The sequence below is a fragment of the Thioclava sp. F28-4 genome (assembly GCF_002020045.1).
GTDB classification, from domain to species: Bacteria; Pseudomonadota; Alphaproteobacteria; order Rhodobacterales; family Rhodobacteraceae; genus Thioclava; species Thioclava sediminum.
Genome location: NZ_MPZQ01000003.1, coordinates 194,079 through 210,502, shown reverse-complemented (window position 1 = coordinate 210,502; position 16,424 = coordinate 194,079). Strand labels below are relative to the sequence as shown.

General features: G+C 64.6%; 14 protein-coding genes. 8 read left to right on the top strand and 6 right to left on the bottom strand.

Annotated elements, in window-relative coordinates:
- The first annotated feature begins 108 nt into the window (after positions 1 to 108).
- The 4 genes from BMI87_RS08610 to BMI87_RS08595 all read left to right on the top strand — a co-directional run bounded on the left by BMI87_RS08610 (position 109) and on the right by BMI87_RS08595 (position 4,275).
- Positions 109 to 1,167, top strand: coding sequence for a cell wall metabolism sensor histidine kinase WalK (locus BMI87_RS08610; RefSeq protein WP_078520772.1), 1,059 nt, complete (start codon positions 109 to 111; stop codon positions 1,165 to 1,167).
- Between the two features lie 131 nt (positions 1,168 to 1,298).
- Complete coding sequence (locus BMI87_RS08605) at positions 1,299 to 2,444, top strand: Ppx/GppA phosphatase family protein (protein WP_078520771.1); 1,146 nt, start codon at positions 1,299 to 1,301, stop codon at positions 2,442 to 2,444.
- On the top strand, positions 2,444 to 3,178 hold the full coding sequence (locus BMI87_RS08600; RefSeq protein WP_078520770.1) for an RlmE family RNA methyltransferase: 735 nt from the start codon (positions 2,444 to 2,446) through the stop codon (positions 3,176 to 3,178). Before BMI87_RS08605 ends, BMI87_RS08600 begins: the two co-directional genes overlap by 1 nt.
- A 125-nt stretch (positions 3,179 to 3,303) precedes the next feature.
- Positions 3,304 to 4,275 (top strand): GAF domain-containing protein, encoded by a 972-nt coding sequence (locus tag BMI87_RS08595; RefSeq protein WP_078520769.1) that lies wholly within the window; start codon positions 3,304 to 3,306, stop codon positions 4,273 to 4,275.
- 49 nt (positions 4,276 to 4,324) lie between these two features.
- Here BMI87_RS08595 and BMI87_RS08590 read toward each other — a convergent pair whose 3' ends face one another.
- The 5 genes from BMI87_RS08590 to BMI87_RS08570 all read right to left on the bottom strand — a co-directional run bounded on the left by BMI87_RS08590 (position 4,325) and on the right by BMI87_RS08570 (position 9,026).
- Entirely contained in the window at positions 4,325 to 4,975 is a 651-nt protein-coding gene (locus tag BMI87_RS08590; protein WP_078520768.1) for an aspartate/glutamate racemase family protein, read from the bottom strand.
- Positions 4,976 to 4,981: 6 nt separating this feature from the next.
- Positions 4,982 to 5,818 carry an ABC transporter permease gene (locus BMI87_RS08585; RefSeq protein WP_078520767.1) on the bottom strand — a complete coding sequence of 279 codons (837 nt, stop codon included), beginning with the start codon at positions 5,816 to 5,818 and terminating at the stop codon, positions 4,982 to 4,984.
- Positions 5,819 to 5,821: 3 nt separating this feature from the next.
- The gene (locus tag BMI87_RS08580) at positions 5,822 to 6,679 is read right to left on the bottom strand and encodes an ABC transporter permease (protein ID WP_078520766.1); all 858 of its coding nucleotides are present in this window, start codon (positions 6,677 to 6,679) and stop codon (positions 5,822 to 5,824) included.
- A 75-nt stretch (positions 6,680 to 6,754) separates the two neighbouring features.
- A complete protein-coding gene (locus tag BMI87_RS08575; RefSeq protein WP_078520765.1) occupies positions 6,755 to 8,020 on the bottom strand; it encodes a PotD/PotF family extracellular solute-binding protein in 1,266 nt (421 codons plus the stop codon).
- A 31-nt stretch (positions 8,021 to 8,051) separates the two neighbouring features.
- Positions 8,052 to 9,026 carry an ABC transporter ATP-binding protein gene (locus BMI87_RS08570; protein WP_078520764.1) on the bottom strand — a complete coding sequence of 325 codons (975 nt, stop codon included), beginning with the start codon at positions 9,024 to 9,026 and terminating at the stop codon, positions 8,052 to 8,054.
- A 228-nt stretch (positions 9,027 to 9,254) separates the two neighbouring features.
- On the opposite strand from BMI87_RS08570, the gene BMI87_RS08565 reads away from it, so the two are divergent.
- The 4 genes from BMI87_RS08565 (at position 9,255) to adh (ending at position 15,401) form a co-directional block, all read left to right on the top strand.
- On the top strand, positions 9,255 to 9,941 hold the full coding sequence (locus tag BMI87_RS08565; protein WP_078520763.1) for a GntR family transcriptional regulator: 687 nt from the start codon (positions 9,255 to 9,257) through the stop codon (positions 9,939 to 9,941).
- Positions 9,941 to 10,756 (top strand): GNAT family N-acetyltransferase, encoded by an 816-nt coding sequence (locus tag BMI87_RS08560; protein ID WP_078520762.1) that lies wholly within the window; start codon positions 9,941 to 9,943, stop codon positions 10,754 to 10,756. The genes BMI87_RS08565 and BMI87_RS08560 overlap by 1 nt, the downstream gene beginning before the upstream one ends.
- 476 nt (positions 10,757 to 11,232) lie before the next feature.
- A complete protein-coding gene (locus BMI87_RS08555; RefSeq protein ID WP_078520761.1) occupies positions 11,233 to 13,608 on the top strand; it encodes a S8 family peptidase in 2,376 nt (791 codons plus the stop codon).
- 266 nt (positions 13,609 to 13,874) lie between these two features.
- Positions 13,875 to 15,401: an aldehyde dehydrogenase gene (adh, locus tag BMI87_RS08550; protein ID WP_078520760.1), complete on the top strand. Its 1,527-nt coding sequence runs from the start codon at positions 13,875 to 13,877 to the stop codon at positions 15,399 to 15,401.
- A gap of 104 nt (positions 15,402 to 15,505) precedes the next feature.
- On the opposite strand, the gene BMI87_RS08545 is transcribed toward adh, so the two are convergent.
- Entirely contained in the window at positions 15,506 to 16,399 is an 894-nt protein-coding gene (locus BMI87_RS08545; RefSeq protein ID WP_078520759.1) for a helix-turn-helix domain-containing protein, read from the bottom strand.
- Positions 16,400 to 16,424 lie beyond the last annotated feature (25 nt).

Genomic DNA, 16,424 nt, shown 5'->3' with positions numbered 1-16,424 from the left:
GCAAAACCGAAGCAGGGGTCGGTTTTTCGGGCATGGCAAGGCTTTACAGCTCGCGCCGCATCGCTCAAACCTTGCCGCGACAGCGATGGCAGGCGGGGAGGCATGGCAATGAGCCAAGGGGCGATCGGACAGGTTCTCGACGCGCTGCCGAGCGCGGTTTTGCTGATCGGGCGCGACGAGCGGATCGCGCAGGGCAATGTCGCGGCCAACCGGCTTTTCGGTACGCAGTTTCTCGGGCGTCCCTATGTGACGGTGCTGCGCCAGCCCGGTTTCGGCGCGGCGGTGAGCGCGGCACTTCGCGGCGCGCGGCCCGATCCGGTTCGCCTGCGGCTGCATCCCACCGGTCAGGCCGAGACGATCACGCTGGTGCATTTCTCTCCGCTGCCGCCCGCGCCCGAAGGCCCGCTTTCCACGAATTCGGTTCTGGCGAGTTTCGAGGACATCACGGCGCTGGAGACCGCCGAAGCGATGCGGCGCGATTTCGTGGCCAATGTCAGCCATGAGTTGCGCACGCCGCTGACCGCGCTGATGGGCTTCATCGAGACGCTGCGTTCGAGCGCGCGCGACGATGCGGCGGCGCGCGATCGGTTCCTGTCGATCATGGAGCGCGAGGCGGCGCGGATGAACCGTCTGGTGGGCGATCTTCTGTCGCTCAGCCGCGTCGAGGGCGAGGAGCGGATGCGGCCCACCGGCAGGGTCGATCTGGCGCTGGTGCTCAAGGGCGTCACGCAGACGCTCGAACCCGTCGCCGAGGCGGCACAGGTGAAGCTGATCTCCGAGGGCGAGACCGGGGCTTTGCCGGTGCAGGGCGATCCCGATCAGCTCACGCAGGTCTTCTCCAACCTCGTGGAGAACGCGATCAAATACGGCGGGCAGGGCGGCGAGGTGCGGCTGCGCGTCTCGGCGATTGCGCATGAGCCGGTGCTGCGCGGCAAAGCCTATCGCGTCGATGTGATCGACCGCGGCGAGGGCATCGACGAACAGCATCTGCCGCGCATCACCGAGCGCTTCTACCGCGTCGACACCCACCGCTCGCGCGAGAAGGGCGGCACCGGGCTGGGGCTCGCCATCGTCAAGCATATCGTGGCGCGCCACCGTGGGCGCTTCCGCGTCGACAGCAAGAAGGGCGAGGGCAGCTGCTTCACCGTGATCCTGCCCGCGGTCTGAGGGCGCGCCGGGGCGACCCCCTTGCGGCCCGCGAAAAGCGCTGACCTTCTATCACTTCCGCGTCGCGCTCCCTTGAACCGGGAGGCGCAAACCGATAGCTTTAGAGCAACTTCAAATCGGAGGGCGTAATCATGGCGCCCAAGCGTCCCCGGTCGGCGGGCGCGCTCCCGACAGCTGCATCGCCCGCGCGGGCGGTGAAACCGGCTCAGGTCGAGTCCCCCGCGACCAAATCCGCCAAGTCCGGCGAGGGGCTATATGCCGCTCTCGACCTTGGCACCAACAGTTGCCGGATGCTGATTGCCCGTCCACGGGGTTCTCAGTTTCAGGTGGTGGATAGCTTCTCAAAAGCCGTCCAGCTGGGCCAAGGTCTTGAAACCTATGGCCGTTTGTCGCGCAGCTCGATGTCGCGCACCGTTCAGGCATTGCAAATCTGCCGTCGCAAGATCGAAACGCATGGGGTCACCCGGATGCGGCTGGTGGCGACCGAGGCCTGCCGCCGCGCCAAGAACGCGCGCGATTTCATCCGCTACGTGCGTCGCGAGACCGGCCTGCCGCTGGAGATCATCCCGCCCGAGGAAGAGGCGCGGCTGGCCGTGATCTCCTGCGCCTCGCTGGTGTCGCCCAATTCCGAGCAGGTGCTGGTGGTCGATATCGGCGGCGGCTCGACGGAGCTTGTCTGGATCGACCTCGAAGACGTGCCGCCCGGTGATCGGGCGCGCGCGATCATGCGGCTCTCGCAAGGGTTCAACCAGCCCGACGGGCCGGACCCGGCAGCGCGCGTGGTCGACTGGATTTCGGTGCCGCTGGGGGTCGCGACGCTCAAGGATCAATTCGCCGATGTCGAGGACGATGCCGCGCGTTTTGCCCTGATGAGCTGGTTCTTCGAGGAAAAGCTCGCCGATTTCACCCCCTATGCGGCGGGCAGCCCGCAGGACGGGTTCCAGATCATCGGCACTTCCGGCACGGTGACGACTGTCGCGGCCTGCCACCTCAACCTGAAGCGTTATGACCGCAACCGGGTGGACGGGCTGACCATGACCTCGGGAGAGATCGACGCGGTGATCCGCTCCTTCCTGCAGCTCGGGCCCGCCGGGCGGCGCTCGGATCCTCGGATCGGGCGCGACCGACACACTTTGATCATGTCGGGGGCTGCAATCCTGCAGGCCCTGATGCGGGTCTGGCCCACCGACCAGATGTCCATTGCCGACCGTGGCCTGCGCGAGGGGCTCCTCTATGCGCAAATGGCCGGAGACGGCGTGTTAGAAGAGATGAAATGATGGCGAAGACACCCAGCGGCAAGAACACTTCCGGACGTGGGCAGCGCGACCTGCGCGTGCGCGTGAAGACGGCGAAGGGGCGCAGGCTGTCCTCGACCCTCTGGCTGGAGCGGCAGCTCAACGACCCTTACGTTCAGCGCGCGAAGAAAGAGGGCTATCGCGGACGCGCGGCCTACAAAATCCTCGAGCTGGACGACAAATATCGCTTCCTCGTGCCCGGCGCGCGGGTGGTCGATCTGGGCTGCGCGCCCGGCGGCTGGTGTCAGGTGGCCGTCAAGCGCGTGAACGCCTTGGGCGAGAAATCGGGCAAGAAGGTCGGCACCGTTCTGGGCGTCGACCTGCAGGAGGTCGATCCGATCCCGGGGGCCGAGATCCATGTGCTCGATTTCCTCGAGGAAGGCGCCGACGACAAGGTCAAGGAATGGCTCGGCGGGTCTGCGGATGTGGTGATGTCGGATATGGCGGCCTCGTCCTCGGGGCACCAGAACACCGATCACCTGCGCATCATCACTTTGTGCGAAGCGGCGGCGGAGTTCGCCTTCGACGTGCTCGAAGAGGGCGGCACTTTCGTCGCCAAGGTCCTCGCAGGCGGTGCGGAGCAGGGGCTGATGACGATCCTGAAGAAAAACTTCACCAAGGTCGCGAATGTGAAGCCGCCGGCCTCGCGCTCGGACAGCTCGGAGAAATTCGTGGTCGCACAGGGATTTCGCGGGCGGCGGCACGAGGAGGACTGAGCCGCACCTGTCTCACCCCCGAGACAGGTGCCGGCTCGCTCAGCGGGAATTTACGTTGTGTAAGGTCCGAATCGGCCTAACCTGCTTGGGCTTTCATAGGCTGCGCAAGAGAGGGAGGCTTTCGCATGCCGTCACTGCATACGGGCGTTCCGCGCCAACATGCCGATATCGTGCGAGAGGTCGTCTCTTCGCCGAAATCCGCCACGCGGGCGGGGTTCGCGGCCAGCTGGCGCCGCTCGATGATCCATCACCGTATCGACCCGGAAACCGGCGGGCGCAACGAGCGTCTGACCCAGGCCGAGATGCGCGAGCGGCGCGAGCGGGCGGGTCTGATGATGCGGATCGCCTCGCCGGTGCTCGACCGACTGTCGCGAGCGGCAGGCGATGCGGGCTGCACGGTGCTTCTGTCCGATGCGGGCGGGCTGGTGCTCGATGAGCGCCTGCGCGACGCGGATGTCGATGACTTCCATTCCTCGAACCTCGCGCCCGGTTCGGACTGGTCCGAAGGGGTCGAGGGCACCAACGGCATCGGCACCTGCGTGGCCGAGGCGCGTCCCGTCACTGTCTGGCGCGATCAGCATTTCCGCACCCGCAACACCGTCCTGACCTGCATGGGCTCGCCCATCTTCGGTGCGCAGGGTGATCTGGCGGGGGTGATCGATGTCAGCTCGGCGCGCTCGGACATGACCGAGGGCTATGCGCGGCTCGTGGCGCTGACCGTGCAGGACGCGGCGCACCGGATCGAGGCGGACCTGTTTCGTGCCTCCTATGACGGCGCGCGCATTCTCTCGACCGGCTCGGGCGAGACCGGGGCGCAGGGCGTGATGCTCTTGGCGCTCGACCGCGACGATCTGGTCGTCGGCGCCACCCGCGCCGCGCGGCGACATCTCGGGATCGAAGCGGGGCAGATCGGCCAGCTTCCCGCGTCGGACCTGCTGGAACACGGCATCCGCAACGGGCTGGAAGAGGCGCAACGCTCCGAAATGGCCCGCGCGCTGGCCCGCAACGGCGGCAATGTCTCGGCGGCCGCGCGCGATCTCGGCATCGGCCGGGCGACCTTCTACCGCAAGGCCAAGGCGCTCAATCTCGGCGTCTGAGCGGCAGGAGCACGGGCAGGGTGCTTCGCCCTCAGGGACGCGTTTGCTCTCAATTCAGGGTCGCCCGGATCGCCCGCGCCAGATGCGCCGAGGCGATGACCCCGTCAATCAGCGGAACGCGGGTTCTCTCGAAGAGATCGGCGCGCAGATGCGACATGCCTGCGCATCCCATCGCAACAGCGCGCGCGCCTTCCTTCCCGGCTGCGGCGATCTCCTCGGAGAGGCGCACGCGGACCGGCTCTGATCCCTCTTCGACGGCCAGCACCGGCACGCCACTCGCGCGCACCGCGATGCACGCGCCCGCAAGCCCGTACTGCGCGATATTCTCCTCGAGGACCGGCACGGATACCGGCAACGTGGTCACCACCGAGAACGCCCCGAAGGCGAGCGCGCCGATCACATAGGCGGCCTGACCGATCCCGATCACCGGGCAATGCGCGGCGGCGCGCAGCTCCTCGAGCCCAGTATCGTCGAAACAGGCGATCACGATCAGATCGGCGCCAATCCCCTTCGCCTCCGGCAACAGTTTCTTCAGCCCGATCACGGCATGCGCACCATCCTCGGGCCCCTCAATGGCGGGCGGCCCTTCCGCATTCGTCCAGCCGACGATCTCGGCGTCCGGCAGCGCGGCCCGCGCGATGCCCACGATCTGATTGGTCATCGACGCCGTCGAATTCGGGTTGATGTAGAGAATGCGCATCTGGGATCAAACGCCTTTCCCGGCATCAGAGCCAAGCCGGGCGCGTCGCCGTGCCATGATCCAGGCGGCGATCAGAAACGCCCCGATGATCAGCAGCGAGAAGGCCGTGGTCAGCGTGCCAAGGGCATAGACCACGGGCGTTGTCACATTCGTCGTCATCCCGAAGATCTCGAGCGGAAGCGTGTTGTAGCTGCCCGCCGTCAGAAGCGTGCGCGCGAATTCGTCATAGCTCAGCGTGAAGCCGAACAGCGCCACCCCGATCAGCGAAGGTGCGATGATCGGCAGCACCACGAAGCGGATCGTCTGCCATGCGCTCGCGCCCTGATCGCGCGCGGCTTCCTCGAAGCTTTTGTCGAACCGGTTGAAGACGGCGAACATGATCAGAAGGCCGAAGGGCAGTGTCCAGGTCAGCTGCGAGCCGAAGCCCGAGGTCGCCCAATGCACCTTCAGCCCGAGCTGGTTGAAGATCAGCCCCACGCCCAGCGAGATCAGGATCGAGGGGATCACCAGCGAGGCGATCGTCAGGTAGAACAGAATGCCGGAGCCGGGGAATTTCTTGCGAAATGCGAGGCCCGCCATGACCGAGACGACGACCGTCGTCACCATGACCAACAGGCCGAGCATGAAGGATCGCCGGAACGCGCCCCAGATATCGCCCACGGCTTGCTGCTGGAACAGCTCGTGGAACCAGTTGAGCGACACGCCCCGCATTGGGAAGGTCAGCCCGCCTTCCGGCCCCTGAAAGCTCAGGATGCCGATGGTGATCGTCGGCCCGTAAAGGAACAGCACGAAAAGCGCGAAGATGACGGTCAGAACGTAGAAGCTGCGCGGACGTTTCTCCATGGCTCAGAGCTCCTTGCGGATGTTGACGAAGCGCAGCAGGATCCCGATCACGATCAGCACGGTACACAGCAGCACCACCGCTGTCGCGGCCGCGGAGGGGTATTGCAGCAGCGCGATATCGTTGGAGATCAGCCGCCCGACATTGGCGCGCTGCGACCCGGACATGAACCGCACGGTGATGAAATCGCCCATCACCAGCGTCAGCACGAAAATCGTGCCGATCATGATGCCGGGCTTCGTCAGCGGGATGATCACATGGACCAGCGTCTGGAAGCCGCTCGCGCCATTGTCGCGCGCCGCCTCGATCAGGTTGCGGTCGATCCGCATCATCGTGTTGAAGATCGGCACGACCATGAACAGCGTGTAGAGATGCACGAAGGCGAGGATCACCGAGAAATCGGAATAGAGCAGCCATTCCAGCGGCTCGTCGATCACGCCCCAGGAGATCAGCGTCTGGTTCGCGATGCCGTTGCGCCCGAGGAACGGGATCCACGAGATCATGCGGATGATGTTCGAGGTCCAGAACGGGATCGTGCACAGCAGAAACAGCGCGATCTGCATCGTCTGGCTGCGAATGTGAAAGGCGAGGTAATAGGCGACCGTGAAGCCGATCGCGAGCGTCATCGCCCATGTCAGGAAGGCGTATTTGAAGGTCGCGGCGAAGACCTTGTAGGTCACCGGCGAGCCGAACAGGAACTCGTAATTCTCAAGACTGAAGGCGGGGATGATCGAAAACTCGGTCGCCTGCCAGAAGCTGACGATCACGATGGTAATGATCGGCGCGACCAGAAAGCCCAGCAACGCCACCGTCAGCGGCGCCGCCTGTAACCATCCCGTCACCGTCTCGCGGGTCACTTTCATCGCGATCCTGCCCTTCGACTTGGCTCAAATATCCTCGGGGGGTGTGGGGGGCAGACAGCCCCCCACCTTCGTTCATCACGAGGCGATGAACTCGTTCCACTTGCGAACCATGTACTGGTTCTCGTCCATCACGGCGTTCCAGCACGCGACATGGCCCATGCGGTCGTAGAAGGAGCCGCCGTCGCGGGTCTCGCCGGCTTCGGCCAGCTTGTCGCCGGTCGGGCTGGTGATGACATCCGTCGCGGGCTTGCCTTCGAACCAGTAGCCCCACTCGTTGTCGGACATGAAGTCCTTCGAGGTTTCCGGCACGGCCGAGTAATAGCCCTGACGCATCAGGTAGCCGCCGACCCAGCCCGAGAGATACCAGTTGATGTATTCATAGGCCGCATCGAGCTCCATGCCCGAGAGCGACTTGGACAAGCCGAGACCGCCGCCCCAGCTGCGATAGCCCTCTTTCAGCGGCTGGTAGACGCAGTCGATGCCGCGCGATTTCACCGCGGTGATCGCGGGCGACCACATCGACTGGATCACCACCTCGCCCGAGGCCATCAGGTTCACGCTCTCGTCGAAGGTCTTCCAGAAGGCGCGGAACTGGCCGTTCTTCTTCGCCTCGGTGAAGATCGCCATGGTCTTGTCGATCTCCTCGCGGGTCATGTTGCCCTTGTCGCCATACTGGATCTCGCCCATCGCTTCGCAGACCATGGCCATGTCCATGATGCCGATCGAGGAGATGTCGAGGATCGAAGCCTTGCCCTTGAACTCGGGGTTCAGCAGCTCGGTCCAGCTTTCGATCGGGCGACCGATCAGGTCGGGGCGGATGCCCAGCGTGTCGGCGTTGTAGATGGTCGGGATCAGCGTCATCCAGCCGGTTTCCTGATCGGCGAAAGTGGTGCCGCCGGGGCCCTCGACGAAGCCTACGGTCGAGGGCGCGGTGCCCTGCGCGATCTCGCTCTCGGGCGTCAGCTTGCCGGATTTGAAGATGCCGACGATCTTGTCGTAATTCTTGATCTTCGAGGTATCCATCGCCTGCAGGTTGCCGGTCGGCCAGACCTTCTTGCAGATCCAGTATTCGATATCGGCGATATCGAAGCTGTCGGGCTGGGTTGCCGCGCGCTGGGTCACCGCGTCGGAATCAAGCGCGGTCATCTCGAGCGTGAAGCCAAGATCTTCCTTCACCTTGTTGGCCACGTCATTGAGGTTCGACACGCCCGTGCCGAACTGGCGCAGCGTGATGTTCTTGATTTCCTGCGCCCAGATCATCGGCGCCGGGAAGGCGGAGGCGCCAAGCGCGGCGGCCCCGGTTTTCAGAATCGAGCGGCGGGTATAACCGGTTTTCGACATTGTCACGTATCCCTCTGTTGGAGTGTCGATTTCAGGCACGGAGGCGGTGCAGCCGCCCCTCATCCCAAGCAAGACGCACTTGCTCGCCCGGGTTTATGTCGTTGGAATAGAAGGCCTCGTCGCTCATCAGCGCGATGATCGGCTCCTGGCCCTCGGCCTGGGCCGTCACCGCGACGCGGTCGCCCTGATATTCGATCGCACTGACCGTCGCGGGCATGCCCTCGGGGCCAAGGCGCACCGCATCCGAGCGGATCGCATGGAGCTGCCCGTCGAGCGTGACCACGTTGTGGCCGCCCATGAAGCGCGCCACGAATTCGGTCCGGGGCGTGTTGAACACCTCGCGCGCCGGTCCGGCCTGTTCGATGACGGCATTGTTCATGACCACGACCTCGTCGGCGAGCGCGAGCGCCTCGTCCTGCCCGTGGGTGACATGAAGGAAGGTGATGCCGAGCTCGCGCTGCAGCCGCTTGAGCTCGGCACGCATCCGCACCCGCAGGAAGGGGTCGAGCGCGGAAAGGGGTTCGTCGAGAAGCAGCACTTCCGGTTCGGTGACCAGCGCGCGCGCCAGCGCGACGCGTTGCTGCTGCCCACCGGAGAGCTGCGTCGGAAGACGCTCGGAGAGATGCGCCATATCGACGAGTTCGAGAAGCTCCATCGCCTTGGCATGGCGCGCGGCCTTGTCGACGCCCTTCATCCGCAGCGAGAACGCGACATTGTCCTTGACCGAGAGATGCGGAAAGAGCGCGTAGTTCTGAAACATCATCGCCGTGCCGCGCTTGGCCGGGGGCAGGGCGGAGACATCAACGCCGTTCAGGCGGATCGCGCCTTCGCTCACGCTTTCATGGCCCGCGATCATCCGCAGCGTCGAGCTTTTGCCGCAGCCCGAGGGGCCGAGCAGGCAGACATAGCTGCCCGGCGCGAAGACATGGTTGATCGCGTCCACCGCGACCGTGTCGCCGTAGCGCTTCGTCAGGTTCACCAGCTCGAGATCATGTGCCGTTCGCATCGCATCGCTTCCCTTTGATCTGGGTTCAGCCTTCGGTGCGAACCGGACAGCTCGCCATCATTTTCCGAACTCACGGTGCCGTGAATCCGACCTTGCCTCGAATTTGAGCAGAAAAATTTTCTGCATGCGCAAAATTACGACACAACATTGTATACAATCCGAATCGGAGCGATCCAGCTTGTCCTCCGCGGATCGCCCGGGGCATCGTGTGAGCGAAAGGACCTCAAGATGAACGATCCGCTCCCCGCCGCCCCGATGCCCGATACGATCGCCAATGATCTGGCGCTCGCGATTCACGAGCATCGTCTGATGCCGGGCACCAAGCTGTCGGAAGAGGAACTGGGGGAGATCTATGGTGTCTCGCGGACCATCATCCGAGCCGCATTGCAGCGATTGGCCCATGACCGGCTGGTGGAGCTGAGGCGCAACCGCGGGGCCTATGTCGCGCAGCCCACGGTGCGCGAGGCGCGCGAGGTGTTCGAGGCGCGCGCTCTGCTCGAGCCGCGCACCGCGCGCTCGGCGGCCGAGCGGATCACCGAGGACGACCTCGCGGCGCTTCAACGTCACATCGACGAAGAGCACGCGGCGATCGACGATGGCGAGGCGGGCCGGGCGCTCTTTCTCTCGGGGCAGTTCCACCTCGAGATCGCACGGATTGCCGATCAGGCCACGATCACCGAATTCATCACCCAGCTGGTCGCGCGGTCTTCGCTGATCATCGCGCTCTATTGGCACCGGCGCGGGGCCCTGTGCGAAAGCCACGCCCACCATGCTTTGATGCGCGCCTTCGCGGAACGCGATGCCGATTTGGCGGAGGAGCTAATGAAAAATCACCTTCTCGACCTCCTCAGCTCTCTCGACTTGCGAAACCGCACCTCCGCGCCTGCCAGCTTGCGCGAGGCGTTGGGGGCATAATGCTGCGCAATGCCGATCTGTCAGAGCTGGAGGCGGTTCTCGACTGGGCCGCCGCCGAGGGCTGGAACCCCGGCCTCGCGGATGCCGAGGCTTTCTACGCAGCCGATCCCCAAGGGTTCTTCGTCGCGGAGGTGGATGGTGCGCCTGTGGCCGCGATCTCAGTCGTCAATCATGATGAGAAGAACGCCTTCTTGGGTCTCTATATCTGCAAGCCCGAAGTCCGGGGGCAGGGCATCGGGTTCGCCCTGTGGCAACATGCGCTGCGCCATGCAGGAGAGCGCAGCGTCGGCCTCGATGGCGTGGCGGCACAGCAGGACAATTACGCGCGCTCCGGGTTTCGGCGTCAGGGCGCGAGCTTGCGGCTCACGGGCATGCTTTCGCGCGAAGACGACACAGGCGTCGTGCTGGCCGAGCCCTCTGACCTGGAGCACCTCATTGCGCTTGATGCGCAGGCATCTGGCGTGCGGCGAGACGCTTTCCTGAGCTGCTGGCTCGCCCCCGGCCCATCTCGCCAGACGGTCTGGCTCAGCGATGGCACAGGCTTCGCGACCGTGCGGCAATGTCGCGAGGGGCTCAAGATCGGGCCGATCATTGCCGTGCGGAGTGACGATGCAATGCGGCTGGCACGCGCCGCGGCGCACCGCTTTCCGACTGCGCCCGTCTCGATCGACCTGCCCGAGAGTAACACGCTGCTTAGGGCCCGTCTGTCGGAGTGCGGCTTCACCCCGGCTTTCGAGACGGCGCGCATGTATCGCGGCACCGCTCCGAAGACGACGGCGTCCTTGCAAGCCATCGCAACGATGGAGCTTGGTTGAGCGCGCATTGACGTAGCTCAGACGCGGGGCGTTTGGCCGCCTGTTCTGTCATAGATGCGCGCGGTTCACTGAACGTCGCGCGCCGCGGTACGCGACCCGCTACGCTGCAGATTGTGCCGAAAGGGGCCGATGCAACCCGACCGAGCGCCGCGATGACCTTTCAATTGTTCGTGTATCCGAAGTGACCGGCATGCTTGCGAGGCGCAGCGCATCCGACCTCCCACCATCTACGACTTCGCGAAGGCGGGCCAAGAAACATTGAGATTTCGCACCGTGTCTCCTGCGTTTTTAAGCGCGCCCTGATGGATTTCCCGAGGGCTCCCTGCGTCGCTGTCGACACATGCCAGCGCGTTTAACCGATGCTTAACTCAAGTGTCGTTGAAGCAAGGGGAGAAGGACAGTATCGCTGAGGCTATCCAGACAAAAAGAAGACCGGACCTCCGCGAAGCAGGCATTTTTCCGCGAAAGGGATCTTGATGACGTTGGGACGTATTCTGGCGGCGACGGCTTTGACCTCGCTTGCCGTCACACAGGTCCATGCACAGGATCTCGCGGCGCGGATTGCGCTCGCAGGTCGCGCGACGGTCTCCTACGGTCTCGCGCAGGCTCCCGCCGCGCCCGGTTCGCCTGATACCGTTTCGGGAAATACTGCGGACACTGCCGCGGCAAGCACGACATCCGTGACCGGCTCCAACAGTATGCTCCTGCTGCTTGGCCTCGGTGTGGTGGGGCTGGCCGCCGCTGCGGGGGGAGGCGGCGGGTCCTCGGGCTCGTCCGGCTCCTCGAGCGACACACAGCCGCCGCCCTCGGGCAACGCGCCGACTACCGGCACTGGCGGCAGCGTCAGCAGCTTCGAGACCGACGAATATTTCGCAAGCGGCGGCCTTGCGCAGACCGAGGCGGCCTATCGCTACGCCGAGGGGGCCTATGGGCTGGGGACGCTCGTGTCGATCTACGACTCCGGCGCGGATGTGACCCATCCCGATCTCGCGAACAACATAGATGGCGCGCTCTCCTACAGCTATTTCGACAACACCTCTGACGTCACCGACACCGACGGGCACGGCACGCATGTGGCTGGGATCGTTGCCGGTGTGCAGAACGGGCAGGGGATTGAGGGGATCGCCTGGGGGTCCAAGCTGATGATCCTGCAAGGCGTCGGAGGTTCGGTGCCTGCGGGCAGCTACGCCGATGCGGTCACGCGCTCGGTCAATGCCGGTGCGGTCTCGATGAACAACAGCTGGGCCTATGTGGACAGCAATAACAATACGCTCACGATCGACCAGTTTTCGAGCGCCGACCAGATCCGCGAACAGCTTGGGTCGGCCACTATCGACTCGCTCGACGCGGCGGCGAAGGCGGGCATGGTGAGCGTGTTCGCCGCGGGCAATGACGGCGGTGCCAATCCGAGCCTGATGGCGGGCCTGCCGGAGTATTTCCCGGAGATGGAAGGCTCGATACTTGGCGTCGTGGCCGTGGACAGCAACCACCAGATCGCCAGTTTTTCCAACCGCTGTGGCGAGGCGATGAATTACTGTCTCGCCGCGCCGGGCGTGGATATCTTCTCGACCTACCCGAGCGATCTCGGGAGCGATTACGCCTATATGAGCGGGACCTCGATGGCGACGCCCTATGTCACCGGCGCGGTTGCGGTGCTCAAGAGCGAGTTCCCCGAACTCACCGGTCAGCAAATCGTGCAGATCCTCGAAAACAGCGCAACCGATCTCGGTGCGGTGGGGATCGACCCGATCTATGGCTGGGGCGAGCTCAACCTGCGACAGGCTCAGGCACCGGCCGGAACGCTGAAAGTCGAGACGACCAGCTCGCTCGACGGCCCGTCCGTGCCGGCCACCCAGAGCACGATCAGCGCAACCCGCGGCGTCGCAGGCGCCCTGCGCGCGACACTCTCCAATCAGCGGATGATCGTCACGGATGCCTATGATCGCGGCTATCACGTGGCGGCGAGCAGCTTCGTGGCCGACTATGCCGACGCCCGCGCCGCGCAAGCCTCCACCGAGACTTTCGCGATGGGGGCGACCGCTCCGGTCAATTTCAGCGCAGGCACCGGTACCCTGTCGCTGTCACATGGCGACAGCTCCGCGATTGCCGGAACGAAATGGGTCGACAGTGCCGCGATGGCCGCGCCCTATCTGAAATCTTTCGACACCGACTCCGCGCTTCACTACGAAATCGGTCTCGGCGATGGCGTGTCGGCCTCGATTTCGCAGGCAGGCGGCGGCGCGGGCGATGTTAGCTCGCAATATATCGCCGGTTCGCTTAATGCCCGGTTCGGCGCCAGCACGCTTTCGATGACCGTCGGCAATCTGCACGAAGACGGCGGTTTCCTGGGCACCTCGGTGGGGGGCGCGTTTGGCGGCGGGCTTTCGAGCAATACCCATTTCGTACAGCTCGGGATGAATGTCGCTCTCGGCGACGGGACGACTCTCGAGCTTACCGCAGCGAATGGCAACTCCAGCTTCTCCGGGAACGGTTTGCTCCAATCCGGGAGCGGATTGCGCTCGAACGCCTATGCCATTGGCCTGAGCAAGACCGGGTTTCTGACCGGGGACGACCGCCTCTCTGTCGGGGTTTCGACGCCGATCGCGCTCGCCTCGGGGAAATTGACGATGAGCGTTCCGACCGCTGTCGGCGCAGCCGTCGGAAATACGCGGTCCGAAAAGGTCGTGATGACGACAGCCTCGGTGAATATCGAAAGCGCGGCCCCTCAGCCCGACCTGCAGATCGGCTATTCGCGCAAGGCCGGGATCGGGCGACTCGGTGCGGGGCTCGTCTACGAGCCGGGGCAGAGTTCGGCGATGGGGGTTTCGCTGGGATGGACGGCGCGTTTCTGATCCGGCTCGGGCCGTCCCCGAACGACTTGCCGTCGTGAAATCCACGTGTCTCAGGACTTCGCTTCCTAGCGCGCGCGACAAGCGCTGTCTTCGATAGTCTCAGCGCCCCTGCAAATCCTCAATGCTGCGGCTGCACCTGTCTCAGGCGCGAGACAGATGATGCATTCCACCAGCGCAGAGCGGCTATGCGCAGAGCGCGCGGTTGGGCAGTCTGATCTCCATGGCGCGCAGCCCTGTCGGTTGCGTTCAATCTGGGAGGAAGACCAATGGCCAACGATATGGCACCTGAATTCAAGGGCGTTTCGGTTTCGCCGTTCCGCGACCGTTATGACAACTTCATCGGCGGCAAATTCGTGCCCCCGAAAAACGGCAAGTATTTCGACAACATCACGCCGATCACCGGCGGCAAGGTTTGCGAAGTCGCGCATTCCTCCGCAGAGGATATCGAAGCCGCGCTCGACGCAGCTCATGCCGCAAAAGACGCGTGGGGCAAGACTTCGGCTGCCGAGCGCTCGAACGTCCTTCTCAAGATCGCCGACCGGATCGAGGAAAATCTCGACCTGATCGCTGCCGCCGAGACCTGGGACAACGGCAAGCCGATCCGTGAGACCACGGCGGCCGACATTCCGCTCGCCGTCGACCATTTCCGCTATTTCGCGGGCGTTCTGCGCAGCCAGGAAGGCACGATGTCGGAGATCGACAACGACACCGTCGCCTATCACTTCCACGAGCCGCTGGGCGTCGTAGGTCAGATCATCCCGTGGAACTTCTCGGTGCTGATGGCGGCATGGAAACTGGCGCCCGCTCTGGCGGCGGGCAACTGCATCGTGCTGAAACCGGCCGAGCAAACCCCGGCGGCGATCCTCGTCGTGATGGAAGTCATCGCCGACCTGCTGCCCGATGGCGTGCTGAACATCGTCAACGGCTATGGCGCGGAAGTCGGCGCGGCGCTCGCGAGCTCCTCGCGTATCGCCAAGATCGCCTTTACCGGCTCCACCGCGACGGGCCGCAAGATCATGCAGGCCGCGACCGAGAACCTGATCCCGGTCACGCTCGAGCTGGGTGGCAAATCGCCCAACATCTTCTTCTCGGACGTGATGGCCGAGGATGACGCCTTCCTCGACAAGGCGATCGAGGGCTTCGTGCTCTTCGCCTTCAATCAGGGCGAGGTCTGCACCTGCCCGAGCCGTGCGCTCATTCAGGAAGACATCTACGAGAAGTTCATGGAGCGCTGCATCGCCCGCGTCGAAGCCATCAAGCAGGGCGATCCCCGCGCGATGGAGACGATGGTCGGTGCGCAGGCCAGCCAGGAGCAGCATGACAAGATCATGTCCTACCTGAGCATCGGTCGCGAAGAAGGGGCCGAGGTGCTGACCGGCGGTGACGCCGCGCGCTTCAACGGCGATCTGGCGAACGGCTTCTACATCCAGCCGACGATCCTGAAGGGCCACAACAAGATGCGGGTCTTCCAGGAAGAAATCTTCGGCCCGGTGGTGTCGGTCACGACCTTCAAGGACGAGGCCGAGGCGCTCGAGATCGCCAATGACACGATGTACGGCCTTGGCGCCGGTGTCTGGACCCGTGACGGCTCGCGTGCCTATCGCTTCGGGCGCGGGATCGAGGCAGGTCGCGTCTGGGTCAACAACTACCACGCCTATCCGGCCCATGCGGCCTTTGGCGGGTACAAGCAATCGGGCATCGGTCGCGAGACCCACAAGATGATGCTCGATCACTACCAGCAGACCAAGAACATGCTGGTCAGCTACAACCCGAACAAGCTCGGGTTCTTCTGATAGGGTTTACCTCCCCAAACCCCGGGCCGCGTCTGCAAAGGCGCGGCCCTTTTTCGTGTCGCTGGGTCGGGGAAGATCGGGCAGGCGGCCTGTCCCGGCACGGGTCAGCTCGCGCGGCGGAAGGCGTTCGGCGTGCTGCCGGTGCCGGCCTGAAAGGCGCGGGAGAAATAGCCCGGGCTGCGATAGCCCAGAAGCTGCGCTATATCCTTGATCGGGACGGGCGTGTCGCGCAGCAGGCGACGTGCTTCATAAAGGCGTCGTTCCTGCATCAACTCCAGCGCGGATTTCCCACAGGCATCGCGGCAGGCGCGCGACAGATGCGTCGGCGTTACGCCCAACTCGCGCGCGATATCGGCGACCGGGGTGCCCGCGCGATACTCGCGCTCGACCAGAACGGCGTAGCGCGTGACCAGACGGCGCGCGGCGCTCGGGCGGATCGCCTCGTTCGCATTGCTCGCGATCTGTCGCTCTAGCCAGACGCTCAAGAGGCCCAGATGGCTGCGCAGGGCGCGGTCGGCGGCAGGGCGCGTGCTTTCGCTCTCGCGCTGGATCGCCTCCAAGATCGAGCCGATCTCGCCCTGCGCGATCGCTTCGCGGATGCGCAGGTGATGGGCGGCGGGCGGCAGGGCTACGTCGCTGTCGCGGCCGAAGAACAGGGCCTGACCGTGGGTCTGGTTGGAAATCTCGAAACCGTGCATCACGCCCGGCGGGATGAAGATCGCGTTGTTGGGGCCGTAGCCACGGGTCACGCCGCCCAGCGTGATCCGGCCTTGCCCACGCGAGAACCACAGCAGGCAGGGCTCGGAATGGGCGCGCATCGCCTCTACCCGCCAGCGCCCGCCCTTGGCGAGATGGGCGATCTGCACCAGCCGCGGCTCACTCGGAGGGCTCGGCAGGTCGGTCGCGGTTTGCGCCGGGCCGGGCGTGCCGCTTGCACCGGGCTTCACGGTTTTGGCCTGCGAGAGCTGGGAGAGGGGCGGTGTCGAGAAGAGCTTCACGATGCTTTGATCCTACGCGATTTCG

Coding starts and splice junctions, on each gene's coding strand:
- BMI87_RS08570 (WP_078520764.1), bottom strand. CDS start 9,026: ATGCGAACGGCACATGATCTCGAGCTGGTGAACCTGACGAAGCGCTAC.
- BMI87_RS08565 (WP_078520763.1), top strand. CDS start 9,255: ATGAACGATCCGCTCCCCGCCGCCCCGATGCCCGATACGATCGCCAAT.
- BMI87_RS08580 (WP_078520766.1), bottom strand. CDS start 6,679: ATGAAAGTGACCCGCGAGACGGTGACGGGATGGTTACAGGCGGCGCCG.
- BMI87_RS08610 (WP_078520772.1), top strand. CDS start 109: ATGAGCCAAGGGGCGATCGGACAGGTTCTCGACGCGCTGCCGAGCGCG.
- BMI87_RS08590 (WP_078520768.1), bottom strand. CDS start 4,975: ATGCGCATTCTCTACATCAACCCGAATTCGACGGCGTCGATGACCAAT.
- BMI87_RS08555 (WP_078520761.1), top strand. CDS start 11,233: ATGACGTTGGGACGTATTCTGGCGGCGACGGCTTTGACCTCGCTTGCC.
- BMI87_RS08600 (WP_078520770.1), top strand. CDS start 2,444: ATGGCGAAGACACCCAGCGGCAAGAACACTTCCGGACGTGGGCAGCGC.
- BMI87_RS08595 (WP_078520769.1), top strand. CDS start 3,304: ATGCCGTCACTGCATACGGGCGTTCCGCGCCAACATGCCGATATCGTG.
- BMI87_RS08560 (WP_078520762.1), top strand. CDS start 9,941: ATGCTGCGCAATGCCGATCTGTCAGAGCTGGAGGCGGTTCTCGACTGG.
- adh (WP_078520760.1), top strand. CDS start 13,875: ATGGCCAACGATATGGCACCTGAATTCAAGGGCGTTTCGGTTTCGCCG.
- BMI87_RS08575 (WP_078520765.1), bottom strand. CDS start 8,020: ATGTCGAAAACCGGTTATACCCGCCGCTCGATTCTGAAAACCGGGGCC.
- BMI87_RS08605 (WP_078520771.1), top strand. CDS start 1,299: ATGGCGCCCAAGCGTCCCCGGTCGGCGGGCGCGCTCCCGACAGCTGCA.
- BMI87_RS08585 (WP_078520767.1), bottom strand. CDS start 5,818: ATGGAGAAACGTCCGCGCAGCTTCTACGTTCTGACCGTCATCTTCGCG.